Raw genomic sequence first — 23,715 nt, forward strand, 5'->3', positions numbered from 1 at the left:
ATCCGCGGATTTTTCGATCTGTTTAGCGAAATCGACGATTTTTTTATTTTCTTTTATTGAGATAAATCGATATCAGACGTCATCCTAACTATCTACACGCAATCCAATCAATTTCTATTCGATAGCTTGGCGTGAATACTGCTGCGCTGCTATGCTAAAAAAAGCCCTGCGCTCTTAAGAGACCTCTCATTTTTCGCTGCGTCGATCCACGCAGTCAACGCCCGCCGCCATGAACACGCCCCCCATACACGCTAAAGATTCGCCTCCCGACCGGCTGGAACGCCTGCTTGGATATCTCGATTCCGATCCGACCAATGTCACCCTGCTCGGCGACGCCGCGGCTTGCGCATTCGACGCGCAACGGTTCGATCTGTGCGACGAACTGCTTATCCGGCAGCAGGCAAGGGGCACATCAACGCCAGCATCGATGAATCTGTACGGGCTGTGCGCAATGGCTCGCGGCAAGTTCGACGAAGCGCTGCGTGCATTCGCAGCCCTACCGGATCACGACCGCAACCCGGTCATCCGCTACAACAAGGCCTATGCTCACGCCATGTTGAGCCAATTCGACGAAGCAACCGGATTGCTCGATGAAGATGTGTGGACGGCGGTGCCACAAGCGATCGCACTCAGAATGCGCGCGCTGCATCACCTAGGCCGACTCGACGAAGTTATCGAATTGGGCAAACGGTATGCGGATCATCCGGAAGCAGGTCCCGAAATCTGCGGACTTCTGGCAACCGCACTGTTCGATTCCGAAGACGTCGCAGGCGCTGCCCAATTTGCATCGAGAGCGATGAGCTTGCCCGACGGTCTCGCGGTGAACGGTCTGCTCGCACTCAACGAAGGAAGCTCCACCGAGGCGCTGGCTCTCTTTTCTCGAGCGCTGGCAATTCGACCAGATAACAGCAGGGCTCTGCTCGGCACCGGTCTTGCACTACTCGAACAACATCGGTTCGAAGAGGCAGCACAGCAGATCGACACCGCAGCCCTTGCATTCCGCAGTCACGCCGGCTCCTGGGTCGCGGCAGGCTGGGCTTATCTGCTGAAGGGCGACCTCGTGCAGGCTCGCGCCCGCTTTGAACAAGGCGGCAGCGTCGATCGCGGCTTTGCGGAAGTGCCCGGCGCGCTCGCAATCGTGGCACTCAAGGAAGGCCGGCTCGATGACGCGCGCGCTCAGACAAAGATCGCGTTGCGGCTGGACCCCGGATGTCTATCGGCCGCGCTTGCGCAAGCTCTGATTGAAGTGCAAGCAGGCAATCAGGCTAATGCGAATACGCTACTCGACACTGCACTCAAACGTCCTATCGACGCGCAAGGCAACACGATCGAGCGGGCTCTCTCACGGAAATTCTCGCAAATGGGGAAGTCTTTTCGATAAACCGGAACAATTAATTGCAGTAGTTTTCATACAACTAAAAAATTTTCATTCGGCTTACTTTTTCATGACTTGTCCGATTCCGCTCCAGTAGCAAGCTCGCCATAATGCGGCCCACCTGATCAATTATGGAGACCGCAGCGATGTACGCAGACCAGGCGCTTCAAATGATGACGCAGCTGTTCTGGAACAGCTTCCTCATCGCCGGGCCGGTTCTTATTGCCACGCTTGTGGTCGGTCTGCTGGTCAGTGTCTTTCAGGTCGTCACGCAGTTGCAGGAAATGAGCCTGAGCTATGTGCCGAAGCTGGCTGTCGCCGTCGTCGTGACGATTGCGCTCGCTCCGTGGATGCTCGCCCGGCTCACCGGATTTGCGGCATCGCTTTTCAAAAGCATCCCCAGCCTCGGCTAACGCAATGGCACTGCAAGCCAGCACGAGCTGGACGCTAAATGTCCTGCTGCTCTCGTTGCGAATTGGGCCGGTGTTCGTGCTCGCACCGCCGTTCGCGCAGACCCAGGTTCCCGCTCGCGTGCGCTTGTGCCTAGTTCTCGCACTGTGCGCATGTCTCGCAAACAATGCACCCGCCACGATGTACACGGACGGCGCCGTGTTGCTGATCGCGGCCGCAGCCGAACTGATGCTCGGACTCGCCATCGCGTTTTCCTTTCAGGTCGCATTTGCCGCGCTCACGTTCGCGGGGCGTGTGCTCGACGTACAGGCGGGCTACGGCCTTGCAATGGTGATCGATCCGGGTTCCCGTGAACAGGCACCCATGTTCGGCACCATCCTGACACTCGTCGCCGGGCTGCTGTTTTTCGCGTCCAACGGCCATCTGGAATTGTTGCGACTACTGAGCGCTCTCATCGTTGCCATTCCGGTTGGCGAGCTGCGGCTCACCGGCGATCCACAAACGCTGATCGGTTACTTCGGCATGACGTTGGGCATCGGCCTATCCGCGGTGTCGGCAGTCGTGATCACACTCTTTCTAATCGATATATCGATCGCCTTCCTGTCGCGCGCACTACCGCAAATGAACGCGCTGATGTTAGGGCTGCAAATCAAGACGATTGCAACGCTACTGATGATGACCATCTCGGCCGGCTTGCTGATTCCCGTCGCATTGCGCCTGCTAACTCATGCGTTATCGTTCGTCCCGTCGATGGAATAGTCATGTCGGATACGGAACAGAACAAATCGCAGCAGGCCAGTGCCTACAAACTCGCGCAGGCCCGCAAAAAGGGGATAGTGCCGCGCAGCCAGGAGCTCGGCATGACGCTGAGCCTGCTTGCGAGCGCGGGCTATCTGTCGATCTGGGGTGGCGAGATGGCGACCCGTCTCGCGTCGATCAGCGCGCGTGCGTTGAGCGAAGCCGGGTCGCTGACCGGCAGCGGCCGGGCACTGCCAACCGTAGTGGTAACGCTACTCTCGCAGGCGGCACACGTTGTAGCGCCATTGATCGCGATTGCCATGGGCAGTGCGCTGTTGTCCGCGGTCGTGCAGACCGGTTTGTTATTCGCGCCCAGCGCACTGAAGATCGACGTCAGCAAACTTAATCCCGTGCAGGGATTCAGGCGCGTCTTCTCGATGCAAACATTGATCGAAGCGCTGAAGGCATGCTTCAAGATGGCCGTCTATGCGGCAATCATCCGCTTTACGATTGTCGATACAGCCATTTCTCTCGCGCACGAAAGTCTGCCTGCCGCCCGAATCGCGCAAACGCTGCTGGCGAGTGGACTACACCTGCTTTTCCTGTTGCTCGCCGCGGCGGCGATATTTGCATTGATCGATCAGGTACTCGTGCGGCGCTCGTTTGCAAAGAAGATGCGCATGAGCCGCTACGAACAGAAGCAGGAAATGAAGCAGCGCGAGGGAGACCCGCGCATCAAGCAGCGGCGCCGGCAATTGCAGCGCGAATTGCTGCAGCGTTCGCGCAGCATGAAGGCGGTGCGTAGTGCCGACGTCGTCGTCGCCAATCCGACTCATTATGCGGTCGGTCTGAAATACGAACCGTCACGAATGGCCGCGCCGCATGTCATCGCAAAAGGCGCAGGCGATTTCGCGCTGCGCCTGAAAAAACTCGCCTTTATCTACGGCGTACCGGTCATTGAGTCGCCGAGCTTCGCCCGCGCGTTGTATTTCAAGGCCGGGCTCGAACGCGAGGTGCCGGGCGATCTGTACCGCGATACGGCAGCGATCTACCTGCAGGCGCGACGTGGCAACGCGCAATCGCAGTCGCGGTCGCGATCGGAGCCGGCATGACGCTTCAGTCCCGTTTGCGCAGTCACTCCGATCTCGCGCTGGTGTTCGCGGTCGTCGCGATCCTTTTACTGCTGTTCACGCCGATTCCGGCGGGCGCGCTGGATCTGTTCATCATCGTCAACTTCGCGTTCGCGTTCACGATTCTGTTGATGACGTTTTACGTGTCGCGGCCCGTCGAATTCTCGACGTTCCCATCGCTATTGCTGATCGCCACGTTGTTCCGGCTGTCGCTCAACATCGCCGCAACCCGGTTGATTCTTTCCGGCGCCGAATCAGGCCAGGTAATCGGTGCAATCGGCGCGTTCGTCGTGCAGGGCAATTTCGTCATTGGCCTGATCGTCTTCTTTATTCTGATCGTCGTTCAGTACGTGGTGGTGACAACCGGCGCGCAGCGTGTGTCGGAAGTCGCTGCGCGCTTCGTGCTCGACGCGATGCCGGGCCAGCAGATGAGTATCGATGCCGACCTGAACATGGGTCTCATCGATCAGGACGAAGCGAAGCGTCGCCGCAAAGCACTCGAAAAGGAAGCCGGCTTTTATGGTTCGATGGACGGCGCCAGCAAATTCGTTAAAGGCGATGCGGTGGCCGGCATCGTTATTCTGCTGATCGATATTCTCGGCGGCTGGGCTGTCGGCGTCGCGCAGATGGGTATGCCGCTCGCCCAGGCGATGCAGACTTTCACACTGCTCACGATCGGCGACGGCATCGTTACGCAAGTGCCCGCGCTCATTATTTCCATCGCCACAGGGATTATCGTCACGCGCTCGTCTGCCGACGGCGAACTCGGCAACGAAGTGCTGCGACAGCTCGCGCAGTTTCCGAAGATTCAGATACTGGTGATGATTGCGCTAACCGGTCTGCTGGCCCTGCCCGGCATGCCCAAATGGCCGGTTCTTATTCTTGCCGCGATTGCGCTCGGCACGTGGTTGATCGCACGGCGCAAACGGAATGCAACGCGAACGGATAACGCCGAGTCGAGCGAACCAGGCAGCTCACCGGAGCAAATGCCCGACGCGTCCGCTCTACCGGCCATCGAAGTCTCCTTTGGCGCTGCGCTGACTGCCGCATGGATCCCGCTGCAAAGCGTGCTAGGCGAACGCATTGCCGCGTTTCGCCAGCAATACGCGGCTGAAATGGGCGTCACGGTTCCGCCTGTCGTGTTTCGCGACGGTGCGCAATTGGGTTCGAACGACTATCGCATCCTGCTGTTTGGCGACCGGTTCGGCCAGGCCACGCTGTATCCGGACAAGACGCTCGCAATTCACTCGTCGGACAAGGGCGAAAAACTGCAAGGCATTGCCACCCATGATCCCGCGTTCGGTTTGCCGGCCGTATGGATCGATGCAACAGACCTGCCGCGCGCGCGAACACTCGGTTATACCGCCGTCGATCCGCTGACCGTACTCATTACTCACGTCACCGAGGTCGTCAAAGCGAATGTACCGGCGCTGCTGTCGCGTACAGAAGTGGTTACGTTGCTGGAAGGTGTCCGGTCCCGCGCGCCCGGACTGGTCGAGGAACTGGTGCCGAACGTGCTCGCGGTCAGCGACGTGCAGCAGGTTTTGCAAAATCTGCTGACCGAGCAGGTTGCCATTCGCAATCTCGGCCTGATTGTCGAAGTACTCGTCGATGCGGGCCGCCACGTGAAAGACCCTGCCGCGTTGAGCGAACGCGTGCGCCAACGGCTCGGCCACGGTATCTGCCAGGCGATCCAGGGCGATCACGACGCACTCGCCGTCCTCACGCTCGACCCCGCGCTCGAAAACACGATAGTCCAGAACCTGCAGGGATCGGACGGCACGGGTGCGTTCGTGCTCGATCCCCGCGTGGCGGAAAGCTTCCTTGGCAAGCTCGCCGCCCAGGTCGACGCAATGATGCGCCAGAACCTTAAGCCGGCGCTGCTTTGCCGCCCGGAAATCCGGCGGCATCTGAAGACTTTCACGCACAGGGTCGCACCGAGGCTCGCCGTGCTGTCGATGAGCGAGGTGCCCCACTCGATCAGCCTCAGATCATTCGCGATGGTCAGCATCGAGGCCGCCGCGCCGCGAGCCGCTGCACGTCCCGCGCAGTCATTGCCGGTTGCCGCTCAAGCCGCCTGATCGCGTGACGACCCAATAGAACGGATTCCTTATGGACAACCTGATGACGCTTGCAACCGGCCTGATCTCGCATGAGACGCGCCGGGTCGAAACCGCCGCGCAGAATCTCGCGAACGTGGCAACGCCTGGCTACAAGCGGCAGATTGCATTTGACGACGTGCTAGCCAAGGGCCGCGCTCAAACCATGCCCCTATCCGCCGCCCTCGCATCGCCGGCGACCGGCATCGCCACCGACTTCTCAGCAGGCAAGCTGGTCCACACCGGCAATCCGCTCGATCTGGCGATCGGCGGAGCAGGATTTTTCGAAGTGATGACCGCGGACGGGCCCGCTTATACGAGGGTTGGCTCGTTCCAGCGCGACGCGGACGGCCGCCTCGTGACGTCTCAAGGCTGGGTGCTGCAGGGTGCCGGCGGCGGTGACGTAGCCGTGCGCTCGAACAACTGGCAAATCACCAGCGACGGCACCGTGCTCGACGACGGCACGCCGTCGTCCGTGATTCGCGTCGCCACGTTCGCCGAGCCCGGCCGGCTCGAACGAGGTGCCGACGGCCTCTTCCGCGCAACGCAAGCGCAGGCCGTCGATGACGAGCAGACGCACATCGTGCAGGGCTTCGTCGAATCGTCGAACGTCGCAGTGGGCAACGACATGATGCAGATGATGGAAGCGATGCGGCGCGTCGAGTCCGGCCAGAAGCTCGTGCACGCGTACGACGACATGCTCGGCACCGTTCTACAGCGTTTGGGAGACATGTAAGCGTGAACAACGTTTTTTATATCGGCGCGATGGGTTTGAACGCGCAGCAGACAGCGGTCGACGTCACCGCCAACAACATCGCGAACATGAATACCCCCGCGTTCAAGCGCGGCACGGTGGCGTTCTCGGAACTGCTGACGTCGGCAGCCGCGCCGCTCAATCGCGCGACGGCCAATGAAACCGTCAGTACCGCCGCGGGCGTCGCGGCCGATCCATCGCCGCATGTATTCACGGCGGCCGAGTTGCGTCCGACCGGCAGCGCGCTCGATCTCGCAATCCGCGGCGACGGCTTTATCGAGCTGGCGTCCGATTCCGGACAGGCGACGCTGTGGCGCGGCGGCGTGCTGCACGTCGGCAACGACGGCTATCTGACCGCACCGAATGGTCAGCCGCTGAAATCGATGATCTCGGTTCCGCGCGACGCGTCCGGCATCACCATTTCCGCGACCGGCCAGGTTCAGGCGGTGCTCGCCAATCAGACCGATCCAGTCGATCTCGGCGAAATCGAACTCGTGATGCCGACCGACGTGCGCGCGCTGCAAGCGACCGGCGACGGCGTGTATCGCATTCAGGACGACGGCATCGCGTTGACCCGCCTGCGCCCCGGCGAAGACAACGCGGGCACGTTGGCGCAAGGGTTCAGTGAAGCGTCGAACGTTTCGCTGTCGGACGAACTCGTCAGCCTGATGCTGTATCAGCGCGCGTATGCGTCGAATGCGCGGCTCGTGCAGGCCGGCGATGAGTTGATGGCGATTGCGAACGGGTTGAAGCGGTAGGCATCCGCTTGCGTGCGGGAGGACCACCCCCGTACCGCCATTAGCAAACAGCGAGGAAAGGGACAATGAACAAGAAACACACGCTATTCAAACAGACGTTAGTCAGTGCCTGTTGCGCGTTCGCGCTTGTCGGATGTGGCGGGGGTGGTGGCAGCGACGGCGCGCCGGTTGCAAATGATGCAAACGCCACAGGCCAGGCGAGCGAAAATTCGAGCAGCGTGGCGTTTTCACAAGCCCACGGGAACGTGCTGTTAGCGCAGGGAAATGTACTGGTCCAGCCCCACGTCACACTCGACGATGCCGGCACCGCGGTCGCGATCTGGGCCGAAGGATTCACGTCTGAACTCTACGCGTCGAGCAGCGATGCCGCTGGAAACTGGACCACGCCCTCCCTGATAACAAAAGACGTTCATCTCGGTTTCGCCTATGCGCTGGCGACCAACACCGCGGGACAGCGTGTCCTACTCGCCGAAATGTCCACGCCGACCCATGGCGTCGAGTCATCGGCGTTCTTCTTCAAACCAGGTGATGCCGGGTGGTCCGCTGCCGTGCCGCTAAGCCGTACTCTTGCTGCACTTTACCCGGACTCATCGGATCTTCAGGTGACGAGTGATGGTTCTGCTCTCATCTCGGTCAAGCCATACGACACGTCCGGTCCATCGAGTGCCAATAGAACGGGACCCGCTGAGTTGTATCGGCTGCGCCCAAATGGCGCGCAGACAACAGGTATCCAGAGCATTGCCATGTCGGCGACCGGAAAACCCATTCCGTCGGCACGTCTGAGCAACGCCGGAGCCGTTTTCGCGCTACCGCCGACTGGCGCTGAAAACGCGTTCAGGACAGACGGCTTTTTCTTCTGGCAGGAAGCGGACGGCGTACCGCCGGGGTACTCGTCGTTGGCGGTTCTGCGCGCGCAATACGACCAGCCGTTCATCACCATGGAGGCGCGGGGTCTCTATCAGAACACGGCCGCGGGTAGTGCGACATGCTCGGCGCAGCTCCTCAGGGCCGCTGCTGCGAGTATCAGTTCGGCCGTCGTCCTGTCAGGCGACATGGCGATCGATCGCAAGCAGTGCATTCTGAAGGCAACCCGTATCGACACAAGTCTCGGTTGGGACGTAAAGACCTTCGTGCTCAGCTCGCCGGGCGCCGATGTGTCCGATGCCAAGCTTTTGCAGGATGGGAACGGTCGTGTGTTAGCGGTATGGGCCGAGAAGAGTACGGATGATCCGCGGTCACGATACATGTGGAGCCAGTCGCTCGCGAATGGTATCTGGAGTACGCCCACGGAACTTGCATTGTCGCTGGGTATTCCGGCTGACTCAATGACGGCCCTCCCCGCCGTAAAAATGAGCCTGTCGGGCGATGCCGTACTCGCACTGACAACGACCGACCATGCTTCCACAGGGAAGCTCAGCTATTCACGCTTCGACTTCGCTTCCGGATGGAGTGCGCCGGTTGGTGTCGCCGAAGGCAAGGTATCCCTGGGATTCGTGGCCGATATCGCGATCAACACCGCAGGCAAAGCGGTCATCGTATACAGCGTTACGGGCTGCCCCGATTACCAGCGAAGCGGTTTGTGGAACTGCGGGAAGAACTCGGCATATGCCTATTTTCTGTGAGTCGCGGGGGCGTGCGATGGCGCTCCCGGCCGGCATACGCGCTCGCCTCTCGCGGTGTCTACGCTACTGCACCGTCATTCTGGCTTCGATCGGTTGTATCGCACATGCGGGCTCCGTCCATACGCCCATCGTCTTCCATGCGACTGCGCATGTTGAAGATGCACGCGTTCGCCTCGGCGACGTCGCGGATATCGCGACGCTCCCCGCCGCCTGGCGCGACGCTGCGGCAGCGCTGATCGTTGCGCGTCTGGATCCGCGTAACGAGCGAGCGACCATTCCGATTAAACGACTTGCGGAAATGGCGCGCCGCCAGATGCCGCGTCTTACCGGCTGGCTGCCCAATGAGGATCTGCTGTCGGTCGATGTCATCCAGGCGCGCAATTCCGGCGAACGCGTGGCGCGTGACGAAGCCATCGCACCGGCTGGAACGAAGTGTCTGCGCGTAGCTGCGCCTATCGGCCGCGGCACAGCGATTCGCGCGGTGGACGTCATGCCTGTCACCTGCCCTCGCGACGGGAACCGGGTTCGGCGCACACACTTCGACCGCGACGCAAAAATCGTACGCGCCGGCACGGACCTCGCATCGGGCGACCTGATGACGGATATCACGCCAGTACTACTCGCCGACGTTCGTCGTGGCGACACCGTCTCGATCACGTCGGTCGTCGGTGGCGTCTCTGTCACCCGTACGGGCACCGCCCTTGTCGACCGAACGAGAGGGCGGTCAGCCATCCTGTACAGCACCGGGACCCGGATGGCCCCCACTCAACCGAACCCATGATCGAGTCTATGCATTCCATGATCAGACCCGTATGGCGCTGGCTCGCCACCGTCTCGCTCGTCTGGCTCGCGACAACCGCGCATACCCACGCCGCCGACCTGTTCCAGAGCGACACCTACCAGTCGCTGACCGCCGACCGCCGCGCTTCGCGCCCCGGCGACATCGTCACTATCCTGGTCTACGAAAACTCGACCGCCAGCAACACCGCGGACACCTCGACCAAGACCAACGTCGGCGTACAAGGCAGCGTGTCGACGATGTGGGCCGGCAACAACGCCGCGCAGATCGGACTCGGCGACAACTACGGCGGCCGCGGCCAGATCCAGCGCACGGGTCGACTGCTCGCGCAGATCAGCGCAAACGTGATCGAGGCAAAGCCGAATGGCGACCTGATCGTCGCGGGCGAGCAGGAGATCGACGTCAATGGCGAAAAGACCCGCATTCATCTGCAAGGGCGGGTGCGTCCGATCGATATCGCCGCCAACAACACCGTCCAGTCGAACCGCCTTGCCGACGCGAAGATCGACTATGTCGGCGAAGGCTTCATCACCGACCGCTCCAGACCCGGTCTCATTCCCCGCTTCCTCGCATGGTTGGGCTTATGGTAAAGCGACTCTATTCGCGCGCCGCGCGCTACGTACTGCTGCTTGTCTGCGCGGCAACTGCCGGCGTGGGCACCGCGCACGCCGCCAGCGAAGTGCGGCTGAAAGATCTCGGCCGCTTTCTCGGCTGGCGCGACAACATGCTGGTCGGCTACGGCATCGTGTCGGGTCTTGCCGGCTCCGGCGATACACCGCGCAATCAGGCCACCCGTCAGGCGATGATGAACATGATGTCGCAGTTCGACCTGAATCTGACCCAGGACCAGATCCAGAGCCGCAACGTCGCGATGGTCATGATTACCGCGTCGCTCCCGCCCACCGCGAATATCGGCGACCGGATCGACATCAACGTCACATCGATGGGCGATGCCCGCAGCCTGACCGGCGGCACGCTGATCATGACGCCGCTGCGCGGCCCCGATCGCAAGACCTATGCGCTCGCCCAGGGACCGGTGACGGTCGGCGGCTATCGCTTCGACGCCAACGGCAACCTGCGGCAAAAAAATCATCCGACCGTCGGCACCGTGCCGCAAGGGGCGATCGTCGAAGTGCCGGTGCGCGCCGAGCTCGTTACTCAGGATGGCTATCTGAACTTCGTGCTGAGAAACGCGGACTCCACCACGGCCGAGCGCATCGCGCAGCGCATCAACGCAGCGTTCGGCGCCGGCAACGCCCGTTCGCTCGATGCGGAGACCGTGCAGATCCGCGCGCCCGATGACAGCAGCGCGCTCAATCGCTACGTCGCGCGTGTCGAGACCTTGAGCGTGGTACCCGATCAGGACTCGCGCATCGTCATCAACGAACGCACGGGCACGGTGGTCGCCGGCGGCGATACCCACATTTCGCCGATCACGATTTCGCACGGCGACATCCGCGTGACGGTCACGACCCAGTACTCGGCCTCGCAGCCCGAACAGATCGGCATCGCGGGGCGCGGCGTGCGCAGCCTCGTGATCGGCAACAGCGAGCTCTCGGTCGAAGAACCGGGGCAGACCGTCGCCGCCAGCTTCCCGCACGGCTCGGTCGGTGAGCTGGTGCAGGCGCTGTCCAAGAGCCGCGTCAGCACCCGCGACGTGATCGCGATTCTCGAAGCGATCAAGGCAGCGGGCGCACTGCACGCCGACATCATCGTTCAATAACAGGAGGAACCCGCAATGACCATCAACCTGGTCGCCGCGATTGCCGGCAAGGCGCTCGACGGCCTGTTCGCACGCCAGACGGCTACCGCGCAAAACGTGGCCAATGCCGGTTCGAGCGGCTTCACGCCGGTGCGTGTGTCGTTCGAGGACGCATTGCGCGACGCTGCCGCGCTGCGCTCCGGCGATACCTCGGCCAGCCTGCTCGCGCGCGTGAGCAACGTGACGCCGCGCTTCGACGTGCCGCTGCCCATCGAAGCGAATAGCGTCAAGCTCGACGATGAAATCGCAACCGCATCCGAAACCTCGGCTCGCTACGCGATGCTGATCGGCATGCTCGATCGCTCGCTGCAGATCGAGAAGCTGGCAATCAGCGGAGGCTAACCCGATGAGCGACTCCATCTTCGCGATTGCCCGCTCCGGGCTCGACGTCGAACGGCAACGCATGGAAGTGATTGCGCAGAACCTCGCCAACGCGAGCACTACCCGCACGGCATCCGGCGCGCCTTATCAACCGTTGCGGCTGGTGTCCGGGCCTCGTATGGCATCGGATAGTTTCGCCAGCCAGCTGAACGGCGCGGCGACGCAAGCACCCGCCGGCGTGCAGATGTACGGTGTCGAAACCGTCGACGTGCCGCCGCGTCTCGTCTACGACCCCGCGCATCCTCACGCGGACGCGAAGGGCTTCGTGTCCTACCCCGGCCTCGATCATGCGGGCGAAATGGCGCTGATGGTGCAGACGCTGCGCGTGTACGAGTCGAACACGGTGATGTTCAACGCGGCCCGCTCGATGTACATGCGCGCGCTGGAACTGGGGAACCGCTCATGAGCAGCACTGCAATCGCCGCGGTCGAGCCGGGCTTTCTCGCTCCGGCATGGCAAACCGGCTTCACGCCGGAACTGGCTTCGCAACTCGCTCACGGAGTCACGGCGCCGACGCGCGAAGGCTTCGGCGAACTGCTCGTACAAGGCCTGCAGTCGGTCGATACGCAAGTGAGCACGGCGAATGCCGCGGTCGCCGATTTCGCGCTCGGCGCCGACCTCCCGCCGCATCAGGTAGTGATGGCGCTCGAAGAAGCCCGCATGTCGCTGCAATTCGCGCTGCAGGTTCGATCGCGCCTCGTCGAGGGCTATCAGGAACTGATGCGGATGCAACTCTAGGATGGAACCCCGCATGTCCCGTTTTACGTCGTTCTTTACCGACGCCTCGCGCGAGCGCCAGTTTATCGTCGCGGGCGCGTTGTCGGCGCTGCTGTTCGGTGCGATGGCGGCCGCGTTCTTCATCACGCGGCCGAGCTATCAGGTCCTGTTCCGCGATCTGAAGCCGCAGGACGCGTCCGCGGTCGTCGCGGAACTGGATAAACAGAAGGTCCCCTACCGCATCGACGGCAAGACCTCGGCGATTCTGGTACCCGAGAACGACACCAGAGCGCTGCGCCTGAAGTTGATGAGCAGCGATCTGCGCCTGCAGGGAGCGGTCGGCTTCGAGCTGTTCAACAACTCGGATCTCGGCCTCACCGAGTTCGCGCAGAAGGTGAACTATCAGCGTGCACTGCAGGGCGAACTTGCGCGCACGATCATGACGCTGGACGAAATCGACCTCGCACGGGTGCATCTGACGTTGCCGGAATCGTCGCTGTTCCGTCGCGATAGCGCGCGCCCGAAGGCCTCGGTGGCGCTGTTCATGCGCGACGCTCAGGCGCTTGCGCCGGAAACCGTGCGCGGCATCCAGCGACTGGTGGCCGCCGCGGTGCCGGATCTGTCGGCCAACGACGTCACCGTGCTCGACCAGCGCGGCGATCTCGCGGGCACGAAAGGCAGCGAAACCGCCGAGACCGACGACCCGCACTTCGCGCTGAAACAGGCCATCGAGCAGCGCTACGAACGGAAAATCCTCGCGCAGATCGCACCGATCATCGGCGCCGGGCATGTGAGCGCCAGCGTCGACGCCACGCTCGACTTCGCGCAAACGCGCACGACCCGCGAGTCGGGCGTATCGCGGCCAATCGCCGGTCCGGAGAGCGCCGCCGGTACCGCGTCGCCGTTGCCGTCTTCGAAAGGCTCGCACGCGCTGCCACCGGCGGGACTGCCGCCGCTGCCCTCGCAACCTTCCACGGAAGGCACGAAAACCGATCGCAGTCTGGAGCAGATCGTGTCGCAGCCGGGATCGATCCGGCGGCTGTCGGTCGGCATCGTGCTCGATCACGCGCTACCCCAGGACGACATGGCACGCATCAATGCGATGGTCGGCGCGTCGATCGGCCTCGATGCGGCGCGCGGCGATGTGCTGTCTATTTATGTGCGGCATTCAGGCGGCGCAGCGGCGAGCACGGCCGATGCTACGCCCGCGAACGCTGGCCTCGCCGCCCCGGTGCCGGCGGACCCTACGGTCGACGCAACGACCGGAGCTATCCACGCTCCGACGCCGGCGGCATCGCGCTCCGCCGGCCCCGCTACGCTCGAAGATCAGATAGCGCGGGCGCAACGTGCGATACGGCACATAGCGCAGTGGTCGTCCGGCAATCCGCTGATTGCTTCGTTGGGGACGCTGCTGCTCCTCGTCGCGGCCGGCGGCCTGATCGCGGTACGGATGCGCCGCGCTTCCCGTCGCCTGCCGTCACGCGTATTGAGCCTGCGGCAGCGCGAAGCCTACGTGGCTCGCTTGCGCGCATTGCTGGCCAAAGAAGGAGAGCCTCATGGGCGCGCTTGAGCACGCTGCTTCGCGCGAGCGCCGTCTGCGCCGGGCGGTTGCCGATCTGAGCGAACTTGCGATCGAGGATATCGAAGCGATCTGGAACGAACTCTCGCCGGACGAACGCGCACAACTGCGGCCGCTGCTCGCCGACGCCTCACGCATCACGTCGGGCAACTTCGCGGGGGCCGGCATGCCGGACACGGTAGCCGCCGCCGAAGCGGCCGGCCACGACGACAACAGCGCCGCGCATGCACAACATATCGCGCGTCTCGGCGAAACGTTACCGAATGAGCTTCTGTCGCGGCTCGCGTTCTGCGTCGACGCATCGACGCGCGATGCCGTCCTCGCGGCGCTGCCGCCGGAGCGCCGTGCATTGCTCGTGCCTCGCGGTCATGTCTATGAGATCACCGAGCGTGCGCGCGCAGCGCTACTTGCTGCCGGGCTCGCGGCGAGCGCCCGGTCATCCGAAAGCTGCGAACCGGCTGGCGACGCACTTCCGGTTCGACCGCCGCGGCTTCGCCAGAAAATTCGCCGCTGGCTCGGACGGTCCGCATGAGCCGGCTTTTCAAGGCGGAACAGATCACGCTGGGCAGCGAACGCAAATCGATTGGCATGACGAATCTTGCTTCACCTGATTCCGAATCCAACGTGAGCGAGATTGCATGCGTACCGGCCCGGCCCGACAACGGCGCACAACTCGCCGAATTGAAGCGCCAGCTTCCCGAACTCGCGCACAGCCACGCCGAGCAAACGCGTGCTTTCGAAGAACTGGAGCGCGCCGCCTACCAGCGCGGTGTCGATAAAGGAATCGAAACCGGCATCGCACGCGCCGAATACGGTCACGCGCAGCAGCTCGACGCGCTCGCCGCCGGCATCGATTCGGCGCTGGCTGTGTTCGGCGAGCGTCTGCTAGGTATCGAAGCAATCGCGCTCGATGTCGCCCAGGCAGCGCTGCGGAAAACGCTCGGTGATTCCGACCGGTATGCGGCGCTCGTCGTGCAAACCGCCCGCCATCACGTCGCGCAAATCGCCGCCGGCTCGCTGATCGGGATGCGCGTGTCCGCCGAAGATTTCCCCACGTCTGCCGAATTGAGCGAAGCGTTCGCCGCCATCACTCGCAACACGAAGTTAGCGGTTGAAGTCGACCCACAATTGACAGCCGGCTCCTGCGTGATCGATCTGACGCTTGGGCGCCTCGATGTGAGCCTGCCGCGGCAACTGGCGCAGATCGATCACACGCTCGACGGACTGCGCGCGGATGACTGACACGGCTCCGCTCCACCGCTACGTCGCGGCAATGCGCCAACTCGATCCGGTTACGCGCATCGGCGCGGTCACACGCGTCATGCCGACCTACGTCGAAGCGGACGGCCCGGGTGTGCCGTTGGGCTCGCTCTGCACGCTCGGTACATCCGCTGCGCAGCCGTGTCATGCCGAAGTGGTCAAGGTCGAAGTCGGCAAGGTCACGCTCGCGCCTTACACGTCGAGCGCCGCGATCTGCATCGGCGACCCGGTGCGCGCAACGCGTGTGGGCGCAACCATACCGGTGGGTCCCGCGTGGCTCGGCCGCGTCATCGATCCGCTGGGCCGCCCGCTCGACGGCGGCCCGCCGATTCCGGCCGGTGAGACGTGCTGGCCGCTAGCGGGCGTCGCTACGCCGCCTCTCGACCGCCTGTCGCCCGTGGAGCCGCTGGAAACCGGCATCCGCGCACTCGACGCTCTGCTGACGCTCGGTGTCGGCCAGCGTGTGGGGATTTTCGCGGGCAGCGGCGTCGGCAAAACGACCCTGCTCGCCAGCCTTGCGCGGCATGTGCAGGCCGATGTCTGCGTGCTCTGCCTCGTCGGCGAGCGCGGCCGCGAAGCGGAGGAATTCTGGCAACGCTCGCTCTCCGACTCGGCCCGCGCACGCTCGACGATGGTCGTCGCGACGTCCGATCAGCCCGCTGTGATGCGCGCGCGCAGTGTTCTGGTGGCGCTGTCGCTAGCCGAATATTTCCGCGCACAGGGCGCGCACGTGCTGCTGCTGCTCGATTCGGTGACCCGTTATGCGCTCGCGTTGCGCGAGATCGGCCTTGCCGCCGGCGAACCGCCGACCGTGCGCGCGTACACGCCGGGCGTCTTTGCCGCGCTGCCGAAAATTGTCGAGCGATGCGGCGCGCTCAGAGACAGCGGTGCGATTACCGCGCTGATGACCGTGCTGACGGAAACCGACGACATCGACGACCCGATGGCCGAAACGATGCGCGCGTTGCTCGACGGCCATATCGTGCTGACGCGGGAACTCGCGGAGCAGGGCCACTACCCCGCCATTCAGGTGCCGCGCAGCATCAGCCGTGTGATGCAGTACGTCGCGCAGCCCGACGAACGGCGGCTGGCAGCCGAAGCGGTATCGCAACTGGCGGCCTACGAGTCATCGCGCACGCTCGTGGAGGCCGGACTGTACGCGCCCGGCAGCAATCCCCCGCTCGACCGCGCGCTGCGCAACCGCACCGCGTTGGTCGATTTCCTGCGTCAGGCTCCGGACACACCGATGCCGCGCGCGGCGACGCTCAGTGTGCTGGCCGCATTGCTCGATACATCGCGATGAGGAGTGACAGGTGAAGAAACGTCAGCAGTTCGAAACGGCGCGCGCGATCGCGGCCTTGCGTCAATTGCAGCTGGAACGGGCACGGATGGACACGCTGCGCGTCGCTCAAGCCTATGACTCCAGCGTCGCCCACGAGCAGTCGTTGCAGTCGAATCTCGACGCGCATCTCGATGGATGGCGCGATGCGATGCAGGCGTCGGGTGGACTGTCGCCGTCGCTCGCGGCGAACTGGAGCGGCGCGGCGGGCTCCATTCGCGCAGCCTGCGTTGACGCACGGCAATGCACCCAGAACGCCGCCGATCAACTGGAACAGCAACGCGCCGCCATGGCGCGTCACGAACAGCAGGCGGAACATGCCCGCAACGCGGTTGGACGCGCGAAGCGGCAGTTCGAACGCCACTGTGATGAACAGCGCGCGAGCCGGATCGAGGACATGTATCTGTCGCAGGAGAACCGCGCGTGAAGCTCGATCTATCCGCGGCATCGCGCGACGCGATGACGTCGCCGGTCGGTTCAGCATCAAGACCTGACGCCAGGTCCGGCTCGTTCGATCAGATGCTGCGCGTAATGGAACAGGACATATGGGGTGGCGCGAAAGCCGGTGCGATGACCGGCGACCCATTACCGGACCAGGCTGGACGTTCGATACGGGAACGCGCTGGAAGCGCGCCGGCGTTCGAACCCGGTTCCAGCGTCCACGCTGCTTTGAACACTGCGGCACGCGAACTGAGTAATCGCACATCGACGCCTTTTTCCTCGACGGCGGAGGCGGCGCCGCGCTCACCCAATTCGCCGCTCGCGCATCCGGACAGCGATCGTCCGTTCGACGCTCGCGGGGCGGCTCCGTTATCCGTGACCGTTGCGTCGCTCGGTTCCCCGGCGGTGCGCATTCCCGATGCGTCACCTGTAGATCGCTTCGTGCCGGCTCCTGTATCCGCTGTATTGCACGCCACGATGCCCGGCTCCAGGGCTGGCGCACCAACCAGCGACGCTTCCCACCAAACCCCGCCCTATCGCCTGACCGTGATGACCGGCGAGGCCGGCATGTCGATCGCGCTTCGCATCAACGCGACCACCGACGACGAGCTGGAAGCGCTCAGCCGGCGCGCGCTAGACGAACTGGCCCCCGGCACGACGCGCGCGGCACGGCTCATCGTCAACGGCGTCGAACAGATTCCGACTCATTTGCAAGGCACCGCTCATGGCCACTAACCCGATCAGCTCGACAAGCGACGTCAACAACCGGATCGATTCGATCGGTCTCGACATGCAGTCGCTGCTGCAGATCATTCTCACGCAGCTGACTTATCAGGATCCGCTCAAACCGGTCGACAACTTCGAGTTCGTCTCGCAGCTCGCGCAGTTCACCTCGCTGGAGCAGTCGCGCCAGATGACCGACAAGATCGACAACCTGTTGTCGGTGCAATCGGCCACGCAGACGCTGGGTTTGCTGGGCCGCAACGTCGACGTGCAAACCGATACCTCATTGCTCAGCGGCATCGTCAAAAGCGTGTCGTTCAAAGATGCGCAACCGCAGTTGACCATCGAAACCGAGAGCGGGCAGTTCCTCACGAACGCGAATATCTCGCAGATCGTTTCGGTTCGCTAACCGATTGCTCTTCTACGGAGAATTTCTATGCTGGAAAGCATCTATATCGGCATGAGCGGCCTGACGGCATACGCGAAAGGTTTGCAGACCATCAGCAACAACGTCGCGAACCTGAACACCGCGGGTTTCAAGACCTCCACGCCACACTTCGCCGATCTGTACTACGGCGAGCAGTTCGCGCGCAGCGCACCGGGCAACCCGAACACGATGCAGTTCGGCAGCGGCGTCGAATATGGGTATTCGTCGCTCAATTTCGCGCAGGGCGATCTGCGCGGCAGCGACGGTCAGCTCGATCTGGCGATTCAGGGCAACGGCTTCCTGACCCTGCTCGACGGCGATACTCCACGCTATGCGCGCACGGGGCAGTTCTCGGTCGGCAACGACGGCTTCATCGAAGACAAGTCGACCGGGTTGAAACTTGCCGCGCTGACCGCGTCAGGCAAGCTCGGCCCGATCTCGCTTGCCGGCAAGCAGATCAACCCACCGCAGGCGACGACGGTGATCCAGTTCTCCGACAACCTGTCGTCGGGCTCGACCAACTTCTCGATACCGAACGTCGACGTGTATGACGCGAACGGCGGCAAGCATACGCTCACAATCGCTTTCGAGCCTGACTCGAGCATCGTTCCGGGGCGCTGGCAGGTCACCGTCACCGACGAAAACAGTGTGCCGATCCAGCAGGGCACGCTGCAGTTCAACGGCGGCATTCCCGAGCCGGGACGCGACCAGATCGATTTCACGCTGACCTCGGCCGACGCACCGCCGCTCACCGTCACGCTCGATTTCTCGACCGGGGTCACCAACTTCTCCGCGGGCAGCGTGTCGAGCTTGCGCGTGTCGAGCGCGGACGGCTATGCGACCGGCACGCTGTCGTCGATGAACATCGACGTCGACGGGCAACTAGTTCTGCAGTATTCGAACGGACAGACCGACACGCTCGGCGCCATCGCCCTCGCCAGCTTTTCGAATCCGCAACAGCTGGTGCAGCAGGGCAACGGGCTGTTCGACGCGTCGCACGCAATGCCGCCGCAGTATCGCGCCAGCAACGGCGCGGGCGTCGGCACGTTGCTCGCCGGCGCGACCGAGGCGTCCAACGTCGATCTGTCGACGGAATTCGGTCAGTTGATCCTGGTCCAGCGCGGCTTCCAGGCTTCCTCGCAGGTGATCAGTACGGCCAACGAAATGATCATGCAGCTGTTCCAGATGCGAGGCCAGGGATGAGCGTCGTGCCGATCCGCTGGCGGCCACTCGGAACGCACGATCTGGAGGCAGGCGCGGCGTTGCTCACGCGGGCGATCGCCGCGTGGCAGCAGACGTGGCTAGTTACGCCACGAATCCGCGCGAAAGCAGTTGCCCTGCTCACCTCGCGCGATGAGTTCACGTGGCCCGATACGTACTCGTCGTGGCCGATCGGCGATGACGTGCGGGTCATCGCGGAGCCGTCCCAGCTAGCCATTCTGGTCAATCAGGCGCTCGATCTGCCGGAGCTGTTCGCCCTTCGCGACGAGTCGCGGCCGGCGCTGCTGAAGGACGTCGAAGCGCAACTCGTCGGCGAACTGCTCGACGCGCTACACGCCGCGTTCGCACCAATCGTACCCGTCGCGCGGCAAGCCGCCGGGCAAGCACGCATCGCTGCCGACGCCGCACCTCTGCATCTTCCGTATGGCGGCGCCAGCTTCGAACTGGTCGACGCCAGCGGCGAAGCCGTACTGACCGTGGTGTGTGGCGCGCAAACGCTATGGACCTGCGTTGCGCCAGAGCAGCCGCATGCCGGCCAATCCGACATCCGGGCTCCGGCGCCCCGCAGCGCGGCCATCGAAGACAGCCGCGTTGCGGTCTGCGCAATGCTCGGCCAGTGCGAACTGAGTGTTCCACAACTGGCCACGCTCGCAGTCGGCGATGTAATCGCACTCGACCACGCGCTCACGGACCCCCTTGCACTGATGCTGATACAGCCCGATCACGGATGCGGCACGCCCATTGCCGCCGGCACACCCGGACAGCGGGCCGGCAGATTTTCCATTCAACTTACCTCGATAGGCCGGCCGGATACGCCATGACCCTCAGTACTTCACCCACCCGACCGCTCGTGATGCGCGTCGACCTTCCCGATCAACAACCGGCCCTCGTCGAAGCCGACGAAATTCGCCCGCAACTGTCGCTGCTCGAAGACGTCAAGGTGACCGTGGACATCCGGCTCGGCTGCGCCGACATGTCGGTCAAGGAATTGATGGCGTTGCAGGCGGGCGCGGTCGTCGAACTCGATCGGTACCTCGGCGACACCGTTGAAGTACTGCTGAACAATAAGACCATCGCGCGTGCGGAGATCGTCGCGCTCGGCGAACAGTTCGGCATCCGTATCACCGAGATTTCGGCGACCCCATGACAGCGCCTGTTTCAGCCTCCTGGCTTCAGGGCGCGAGCGATGCCACTGTGCAACCGAGCGCTTTGTCGACCGCGGGCATCGCACTCGCGGGGGTGGACCTCATGCGCGTCGGCATTGCGCTGGTGCTCTGCCTGGCGCTCGGTGTCGCGGCGATTCTCGTGATACGGCGCAGCCAGCGCATTGGCGGAAAGCTGTCGATGCCGGGCGACCGGCAACGCATCGCCGTCGCCGCAACGCTGCGTCTTGGCTCGCGCGCAACGCTGCATCTGATCGAATACGACTCGCGGGTCGTGCTGCTCGCCTCGGACGCGAGCGGGATCAAACTGCTGGACGCACGCGATCAGCCGGCCGGAGCACCTGAAGCATGATGCAATGCAATCGCTTCGACGCGTGGCGCAGAGCGCTCATTGCATTGCTGATCGGCGGCGCCTGCGTTGGTGTCTGCCTGTACACCGGCCTCGCCGCCGCGGCACCGGCCGCGCACGGCATGGACCCCGGCATGCTGTCCCTGTCCGGTTCGACGGCCGGGTTCGTCGCCGATAGCAAAGGCGTCTCGGAAACGGTGCGGATCGCTACGCTTCTCACGCTGCTCAGCGTCGCGCCCGCATTGATCGTGTCGATGACCGCGTTCATCCGTATCGTGATCGTGTTGTCGATGATTCGCCACGCGTTCGGCATGCCCGAAACACCGCCGACACCGGTGCTGATCAGCCTCGCGCTGTTCCTGACCGTGTTCGCGATGCTGCCGACGCTGCAGGTGATCAATCACGACGCGCTTCAGCCGTTCATGCAAGGGCAGATCGATCTCAAGCACGCGCTCGACAGCAGCACCGCCCCAATTCGCGATTTCATGCTGCGTCAGGTGCGCGAGGACGAACTCAAGCTGATGTACGAGATGTCGCAACAACCGCTGCCGCAGTCGCCCGCCGACGTCAGCCTGTTGCAACTGACACCGGCCTTCATCCTGAATGAGTTGCGCGTCGCGTTCCAGATCGGCTTTGTCGTGCTGCTGCCGTTTTTATTGATCGACCTCGTCGTGTCGAGCGTACTGCTGTCGCTCGGCATGCTGATGGTGCCGCCCGCCACGATTTCGCTACCGCTAAAGGTGCTGATGTTCGTGCTGGTCGACGGCTGGGGACTCGTATTACGCGGTGTTCTCGGCAGCTTTAAATGAATATCCCTGCCGGGTACGCCAGCGCCGATCACTCGCGCGCCGAAAGCGCGTCGACGGTACTCGAAGACCAGCTATGGACCACGCTCCAAAGCGAGCGGAATCCGCCGGCGCGCGAGGCGGTATTCGTGCACTACCTGTCCTACGCGAAGGCGCTCGCCGCGCAGCTCTACGCAGGGCGCGTGCACGACGACGTCGAGTTCAAGGACTTCCTGCAGCTCGCCTGCGTTGGCCTGCTCGAAGCGATCGACCGCTTCGAGCCTGAACGCGGCGTGTCGTTCCGTACGTACTGCACCCCGCGTCTGAGAGGTAACGTGCTGACCGGCATCCAGCGCCTGAGCGATGCGCAGGAGCAGATCGCGCTGCGCAAGCGGGTGCGGCGCGAGCGCGTGGCATCGCTCGAGCCGTCGGACAGAGCGGGCAAACAATCCGATACGTTCCAGCTACTCGCCTCGCTCGCGGCGGGACTTGCCATCGGTTTCATGCTCGACGATACGAACATCGTCGAGCACGAAAACGCCGCGCAATCCGCAACCGCCGCCAACGCGTATCAAACGATTGCATGGAGGCAGACTAGAGAAAAACTGCATACGGCGGTCGCCCGCTTACCGGCACGCGACCAGAAAGTTATCCGCTACCATTACTTTCACGGACTGGGGTTCGAGCAGATTGCCGATATTCTCGGCGTCACCAAGGGCCGCGTTTCGCAGGTGCATCGCGCCGCGCTACTCGAACTGCGCGACCTGCTCGGCAATACCCAGCATTTGCACATCACGGGCTAGAACCATGACTCACGAACACAACTCTCCGACGCTTTGCAACGACGCGGCAATGTCGTCCGTCCTCGCTGCGATGCAGGGCAGTGACGAACACGCGCTGGACGCGCTGAACGACGCGCTGGCGAACTGGCCACGGGATGCCCGTCTGTGGTTCCTGCGCGGCGCGGTCCATGCGGGTCTGCAGCAGCACGGCCACGCGCGCGCCGATTTCGTCCAGTCGCTGACGCTGGCTCCGGACAATAACGTTGCCCGCTTCATGCTTGGGCTGCTCGAGTTGATGAACGGTCTCGTCGAACAGGCAGCGCAAACGTGGTTGCCGATCGATCGCCTGCCCGATGACAATGCACTGCCGGTACTGAAGGATGGCTTCCTCAGTCTTGCCGCAGACCGGTTCGATGATGCGCTGGAAAAATTGAACCGCGGCATGCAGTTGAATCGCGAGCATCCGCTGATCAACGTGTATGTGCGCAACGTAGTCGAGAAAATTGTCGATCGCTCAGCATCTAGTGCACCGTCAGCGGACAGCGACGCTCAACAGCACGCGCACCTGCTGCTGTCGGGTTATCAGAACAATCAGACCCGTCACTGAGCTCCGCGCGCACCATGGACCCCATCTCGACGCTCAATCAGGCCATGCAGTTGCTGCGGCAACAGCTGGCCGAAAAGAAACAACGTGGAGAACGGACAGCGGTCGGCCGAACCGGCACATCGTCGGTGCAGGCGGCGGGGGCATCGCTCGGCGACGATCTTCCCGCGGCCATCCACAAGCAGATGGACACGCTGCGAGCGGCGGGTGTTCAGGACGAAAACCAGTTGTCTCGTGTCGCGATCGAAATGCTATTGCGGCGTGAATTTGGCGCTGAGACCGCGAATGATCCGTCTTTCCAGCAAATGAGCGATTGGGTGTACGAGTGTCTGAACGAACAACCGGACACCCGCGCGATGTTGCTCGAGTTAGTTCGTGGTTAGAGTTGGCGGATACACTCCATCCGTAGCGAACGCGTCAAGCTCGAACCGCTCGACACGTTACCTCGCATCAGCGAGCCCCTCGCGCCCTAACCAACCCCGCGCCTTCTCCATCC

29 protein-coding genes are annotated in these 23,715 nt (G+C 63.1%); all 29 read left to right on the top strand.

The genetic code is table 11. From position 1 onward, the window contains the following. The first annotated feature begins 229 nt into the window (after positions 1–229). The 29 genes from BTH42_RS14860 to BTH42_RS15000 all read left to right on the top strand — a co-directional run bounded on the left by BTH42_RS14860 (position 230) and on the right by BTH42_RS15000 (position 23,602). Positions 230–1,381 carry a tetratricopeptide repeat protein gene (locus BTH42_RS14860; RefSeq protein ID WP_075300609.1) on the top strand — a complete coding sequence of 384 codons (1,152 nt, stop codon included), beginning with the start codon at positions 230–232 and terminating at the stop codon, positions 1,379–1,381. Between the two features lie 164 nt (positions 1,382–1,545). Further along, the gene (locus tag BTH42_RS14865; protein WP_256702037.1) at positions 1,546–1,788 is read left to right on the top strand and encodes a flagellar biosynthetic protein FliQ; all 243 of its coding nucleotides are present in this window, start codon (positions 1,546–1,548) and stop codon (positions 1,786–1,788) included. 4 nt (positions 1,789–1,792) lie between these two features. Then, on the top strand, positions 1,793–2,545 hold the full coding sequence (locus BTH42_RS14870; protein WP_075300613.1) for a flagellar biosynthetic protein FliR: 753 nt from the start codon (positions 1,793–1,795) through the stop codon (positions 2,543–2,545). 2 nt (positions 2,546–2,547) lie between these two features. Continuing rightward, the gene (locus tag BTH42_RS14875) at positions 2,548–3,636 is read left to right on the top strand and encodes a flagellar biosynthesis protein FlhB (protein WP_075300615.1); all 1,089 of its coding nucleotides are present in this window, start codon (positions 2,548–2,550) and stop codon (positions 3,634–3,636) included. Continuing rightward, the gene (locus BTH42_RS14880; protein WP_075300617.1) at positions 3,633–5,735 is read left to right on the top strand and encodes a flagellar biosynthesis protein FlhA; all 2,103 of its coding nucleotides are present in this window, start codon (positions 3,633–3,635) and stop codon (positions 5,733–5,735) included. The genes BTH42_RS14875 and BTH42_RS14880 overlap by 4 nt, the downstream gene beginning before the upstream one ends. A 31-nt stretch (positions 5,736–5,766) precedes the next feature. Further along, positions 5,767–6,489, top strand: a complete 723-nt coding sequence (locus BTH42_RS14885; protein WP_075300619.1) for a flagellar hook-basal body protein — start codon at positions 5,767–5,769, stop codon at positions 6,487–6,489. A gap of 2 nt (positions 6,490–6,491) precedes the next feature. Next, positions 6,492–7,265: a flagellar hook-basal body protein gene (locus tag BTH42_RS14890; protein ID WP_075300621.1), complete on the top strand. Its 774-nt coding sequence runs from the start codon at positions 6,492–6,494 to the stop codon at positions 7,263–7,265. Between the two features lie 65 nt (positions 7,266–7,330). Next, positions 7,331–8,887, top strand: a complete 1,557-nt coding sequence (locus BTH42_RS14895; protein WP_075300623.1) for a hypothetical protein — start codon at positions 7,331–7,333, stop codon at positions 8,885–8,887. Between the two features lie 16 nt (positions 8,888–8,903). Continuing rightward, entirely contained in the window at positions 8,904–9,668 is a 765-nt protein-coding gene (locus BTH42_RS14900; protein ID WP_075300625.1) for a hypothetical protein, read from the top strand. 17 nt (positions 9,669–9,685) lie between these two features. Then, positions 9,686–10,276 (top strand): flagellar basal body L-ring protein FlgH, encoded by a 591-nt coding sequence (locus tag BTH42_RS14905; protein ID WP_256702038.1) that lies wholly within the window; start codon positions 9,686–9,688, stop codon positions 10,274–10,276. After that, positions 10,270–11,409 (top strand): flagellar basal body P-ring protein FlgI, encoded by a 1,140-nt coding sequence (locus BTH42_RS14910; RefSeq protein WP_075300627.1) that lies wholly within the window; start codon positions 10,270–10,272, stop codon positions 11,407–11,409. The genes BTH42_RS14905 and BTH42_RS14910 overlap by 7 nt, the downstream gene beginning before the upstream one ends. A 15-nt stretch (positions 11,410–11,424) precedes the next feature. Further along, positions 11,425–11,790: a hypothetical protein gene (locus BTH42_RS14915; protein WP_075300629.1), complete on the top strand. Its 366-nt coding sequence runs from the start codon at positions 11,425–11,427 to the stop codon at positions 11,788–11,790. 4 nt (positions 11,791–11,794) lie between these two features. Continuing rightward, entirely contained in the window at positions 11,795–12,235 is a 441-nt protein-coding gene (flgC, locus tag BTH42_RS14920) for a flagellar basal body rod protein FlgC (RefSeq protein ID WP_075300631.1), read from the top strand. Continuing rightward, positions 12,232–12,567 (top strand): flagellar hook-basal body complex protein FliE, encoded by a 336-nt coding sequence (gene fliE, locus BTH42_RS14925; RefSeq protein WP_083654813.1) that lies wholly within the window; start codon positions 12,232–12,234, stop codon positions 12,565–12,567. The genes flgC and fliE overlap by 4 nt, the downstream gene beginning before the upstream one ends. Before the next feature lie 13 nt (positions 12,568–12,580). After that, positions 12,581–14,116, top strand: coding sequence for a flagellar basal-body MS-ring/collar protein FliF (gene fliF, locus BTH42_RS14930; protein ID WP_256702039.1), 1,536 nt, complete (start codon positions 12,581–12,583; stop codon positions 14,114–14,116). Continuing rightward, the gene (locus BTH42_RS14935; protein ID WP_075300635.1) at positions 14,103–14,657 is read left to right on the top strand and encodes a hypothetical protein; all 555 of its coding nucleotides are present in this window, start codon (positions 14,103–14,105) and stop codon (positions 14,655–14,657) included. The genes fliF and BTH42_RS14935 overlap by 14 nt, the downstream gene beginning before the upstream one ends. Continuing rightward, the gene (locus BTH42_RS14940; protein WP_075300637.1) at positions 14,654–15,367 is read left to right on the top strand and encodes a hypothetical protein; all 714 of its coding nucleotides are present in this window, start codon (positions 14,654–14,656) and stop codon (positions 15,365–15,367) included. The genes BTH42_RS14935 and BTH42_RS14940 overlap by 4 nt, the downstream gene beginning before the upstream one ends. Beyond that, positions 15,360–16,688 (top strand): FliI/YscN family ATPase, encoded by a 1,329-nt coding sequence (locus BTH42_RS14945; protein ID WP_075300639.1) that lies wholly within the window; start codon positions 15,360–15,362, stop codon positions 16,686–16,688. The genes BTH42_RS14940 and BTH42_RS14945 overlap by 8 nt, the downstream gene beginning before the upstream one ends. 10 nt (positions 16,689–16,698) lie before the next feature. Then, positions 16,699–17,151, top strand: a complete 453-nt coding sequence (locus tag BTH42_RS14950; protein ID WP_075300641.1) for a hypothetical protein — start codon at positions 16,699–16,701, stop codon at positions 17,149–17,151. Further along, on the top strand, positions 17,148–17,900 hold the full coding sequence (locus tag BTH42_RS34855) for a hypothetical protein (protein ID WP_143752067.1): 753 nt from the start codon (positions 17,148–17,150) through the stop codon (positions 17,898–17,900). The genes BTH42_RS14950 and BTH42_RS34855 overlap by 4 nt, the downstream gene beginning before the upstream one ends. After that, positions 17,890–18,297, top strand: coding sequence for a flagellar hook assembly protein FlgD (locus BTH42_RS14960; protein WP_075300645.1), 408 nt, complete (start codon positions 17,890–17,892; stop codon positions 18,295–18,297). The genes BTH42_RS34855 and BTH42_RS14960 overlap by 11 nt, the downstream gene beginning before the upstream one ends. A gap of 27 nt (positions 18,298–18,324) precedes the next feature. Further along, positions 18,325–19,518: a flagellar hook protein FlgE gene (locus tag BTH42_RS14965; RefSeq protein WP_075300647.1), complete on the top strand. Its 1,194-nt coding sequence runs from the start codon at positions 18,325–18,327 to the stop codon at positions 19,516–19,518. After that, complete coding sequence (locus tag BTH42_RS14970; protein WP_075300649.1) at positions 19,515–20,357, top strand: FliM/FliN family flagellar motor C-terminal domain-containing protein; 843 nt, start codon at positions 19,515–19,517, stop codon at positions 20,355–20,357. The genes BTH42_RS14965 and BTH42_RS14970 overlap by 4 nt, the downstream gene beginning before the upstream one ends. Further along, complete coding sequence (gene fliN / locus BTH42_RS14975; protein WP_075300651.1) at positions 20,354–20,683, top strand: flagellar motor switch protein FliN; 330 nt, start codon at positions 20,354–20,356, stop codon at positions 20,681–20,683. The genes BTH42_RS14970 and fliN overlap by 4 nt, the downstream gene beginning before the upstream one ends. Next, positions 20,680–21,051 (top strand): flagellar biosynthetic protein FliO, encoded by a 372-nt coding sequence (locus BTH42_RS14980; protein WP_075300653.1) that lies wholly within the window; start codon positions 20,680–20,682, stop codon positions 21,049–21,051. The genes fliN and BTH42_RS14980 overlap by 4 nt, the downstream gene beginning before the upstream one ends. Next, positions 21,048–21,857 carry a flagellar type III secretion system pore protein FliP gene (fliP, locus tag BTH42_RS14985; RefSeq protein ID WP_256702040.1) on the top strand — a complete coding sequence of 270 codons (810 nt, stop codon included), beginning with the start codon at positions 21,048–21,050 and terminating at the stop codon, positions 21,855–21,857. The genes BTH42_RS14980 and fliP overlap by 4 nt, the downstream gene beginning before the upstream one ends. Continuing rightward, positions 21,854–22,636, top strand: a complete 783-nt coding sequence (locus tag BTH42_RS14990; RefSeq protein ID WP_075300655.1) for a sigma-70 family RNA polymerase sigma factor — start codon at positions 21,854–21,856, stop codon at positions 22,634–22,636. Before fliP ends, BTH42_RS14990 begins: the two co-directional genes overlap by 4 nt. 49 nt (positions 22,637–22,685) lie before the next feature. Further along, complete coding sequence (locus BTH42_RS14995) at positions 22,686–23,222, top strand: tetratricopeptide repeat protein (protein WP_083654815.1); 537 nt, start codon at positions 22,686–22,688, stop codon at positions 23,220–23,222. Between the two features lie 14 nt (positions 23,223–23,236). Beyond that, entirely contained in the window at positions 23,237–23,602 is a 366-nt protein-coding gene (locus tag BTH42_RS15000) for a hypothetical protein (protein ID WP_075300659.1), read from the top strand. Positions 23,603–23,715 lie beyond the last annotated feature (113 nt).

It is taken from the genome of Burkholderia sp. SRS-W-2-2016, from assembly GCF_001931485.1.
Lineage (GTDB): Bacteria > Pseudomonadota > Gammaproteobacteria > Burkholderiales > Burkholderiaceae > Paraburkholderia.

Excerpts from the sequence above, each read along its gene's own strand:
- BTH42_RS14860 (WP_075300609.1), top strand. The coding sequence starts at position 230 with ATGAACACGCCCCCCATACACGCTAAAGATTCGCCTCCCGACCGGCTG.
- BTH42_RS14865 (WP_256702037.1), top strand. The coding sequence starts at position 1,546 with ATGATGACGCAGCTGTTCTGGAACAGCTTCCTCATCGCCGGGCCGGTT.
- BTH42_RS14870 (WP_075300613.1), top strand. The coding sequence starts at position 1,793 with ATGGCACTGCAAGCCAGCACGAGCTGGACGCTAAATGTCCTGCTGCTC.
- BTH42_RS14875 (WP_075300615.1), top strand. The coding sequence starts at position 2,548 with ATGTCGGATACGGAACAGAACAAATCGCAGCAGGCCAGTGCCTACAAA.
- BTH42_RS14880 (WP_075300617.1), top strand. The coding sequence starts at position 3,633 with ATGACGCTTCAGTCCCGTTTGCGCAGTCACTCCGATCTCGCGCTGGTG.
- BTH42_RS14885 (WP_075300619.1), top strand. The coding sequence starts at position 5,767 with ATGGACAACCTGATGACGCTTGCAACCGGCCTGATCTCGCATGAGACG.
- BTH42_RS14895 (WP_075300623.1), top strand. The coding sequence starts at position 7,331 with ATGAACAAGAAACACACGCTATTCAAACAGACGTTAGTCAGTGCCTGT.
- BTH42_RS14900 (WP_075300625.1), top strand. The coding sequence starts at position 8,904 with ATGGCGCTCCCGGCCGGCATACGCGCTCGCCTCTCGCGGTGTCTACGC.
- BTH42_RS14905 (WP_256702038.1), top strand. The coding sequence starts at position 9,686 with ATGATCAGACCCGTATGGCGCTGGCTCGCCACCGTCTCGCTCGTCTGG.
- BTH42_RS14910 (WP_075300627.1), top strand. The coding sequence starts at position 10,270 with ATGGTAAAGCGACTCTATTCGCGCGCCGCGCGCTACGTACTGCTGCTT.
- BTH42_RS14915 (WP_075300629.1), top strand. The coding sequence starts at position 11,425 with ATGACCATCAACCTGGTCGCCGCGATTGCCGGCAAGGCGCTCGACGGC.
- flgC (WP_075300631.1), top strand. The coding sequence starts at position 11,795 with ATGAGCGACTCCATCTTCGCGATTGCCCGCTCCGGGCTCGACGTCGAA.
- fliE (WP_083654813.1), top strand. The coding sequence starts at position 12,232 with ATGAGCAGCACTGCAATCGCCGCGGTCGAGCCGGGCTTTCTCGCTCCG.
- fliF (WP_256702039.1), top strand. The coding sequence starts at position 12,581 with ATGTCCCGTTTTACGTCGTTCTTTACCGACGCCTCGCGCGAGCGCCAG.
- BTH42_RS14935 (WP_075300635.1), top strand. The coding sequence starts at position 14,103 with ATGGGCGCGCTTGAGCACGCTGCTTCGCGCGAGCGCCGTCTGCGCCGG.
- BTH42_RS14940 (WP_075300637.1), top strand. The coding sequence starts at position 14,654 with ATGAGCCGGCTTTTCAAGGCGGAACAGATCACGCTGGGCAGCGAACGC.
- BTH42_RS14945 (WP_075300639.1), top strand. The coding sequence starts at position 15,360 with ATGACTGACACGGCTCCGCTCCACCGCTACGTCGCGGCAATGCGCCAA.
- BTH42_RS14960 (WP_075300645.1), top strand. The coding sequence starts at position 17,890 with ATGGCCACTAACCCGATCAGCTCGACAAGCGACGTCAACAACCGGATC.
- BTH42_RS14965 (WP_075300647.1), top strand. The coding sequence starts at position 18,325 with ATGCTGGAAAGCATCTATATCGGCATGAGCGGCCTGACGGCATACGCG.
- BTH42_RS14970 (WP_075300649.1), top strand. The coding sequence starts at position 19,515 with ATGAGCGTCGTGCCGATCCGCTGGCGGCCACTCGGAACGCACGATCTG.
- fliN (WP_075300651.1), top strand. The coding sequence starts at position 20,354 with ATGACCCTCAGTACTTCACCCACCCGACCGCTCGTGATGCGCGTCGAC.
- BTH42_RS14980 (WP_075300653.1), top strand. The coding sequence starts at position 20,680 with ATGACAGCGCCTGTTTCAGCCTCCTGGCTTCAGGGCGCGAGCGATGCC.
- fliP (WP_256702040.1), top strand. The coding sequence starts at position 21,048 with ATGATGCAATGCAATCGCTTCGACGCGTGGCGCAGAGCGCTCATTGCA.
- BTH42_RS14990 (WP_075300655.1), top strand. The coding sequence starts at position 21,854 with ATGAATATCCCTGCCGGGTACGCCAGCGCCGATCACTCGCGCGCCGAA.
- BTH42_RS14995 (WP_083654815.1), top strand. The coding sequence starts at position 22,686 with ATGTCGTCCGTCCTCGCTGCGATGCAGGGCAGTGACGAACACGCGCTG.
- BTH42_RS15000 (WP_075300659.1), top strand. The coding sequence starts at position 23,237 with ATGGACCCCATCTCGACGCTCAATCAGGCCATGCAGTTGCTGCGGCAA.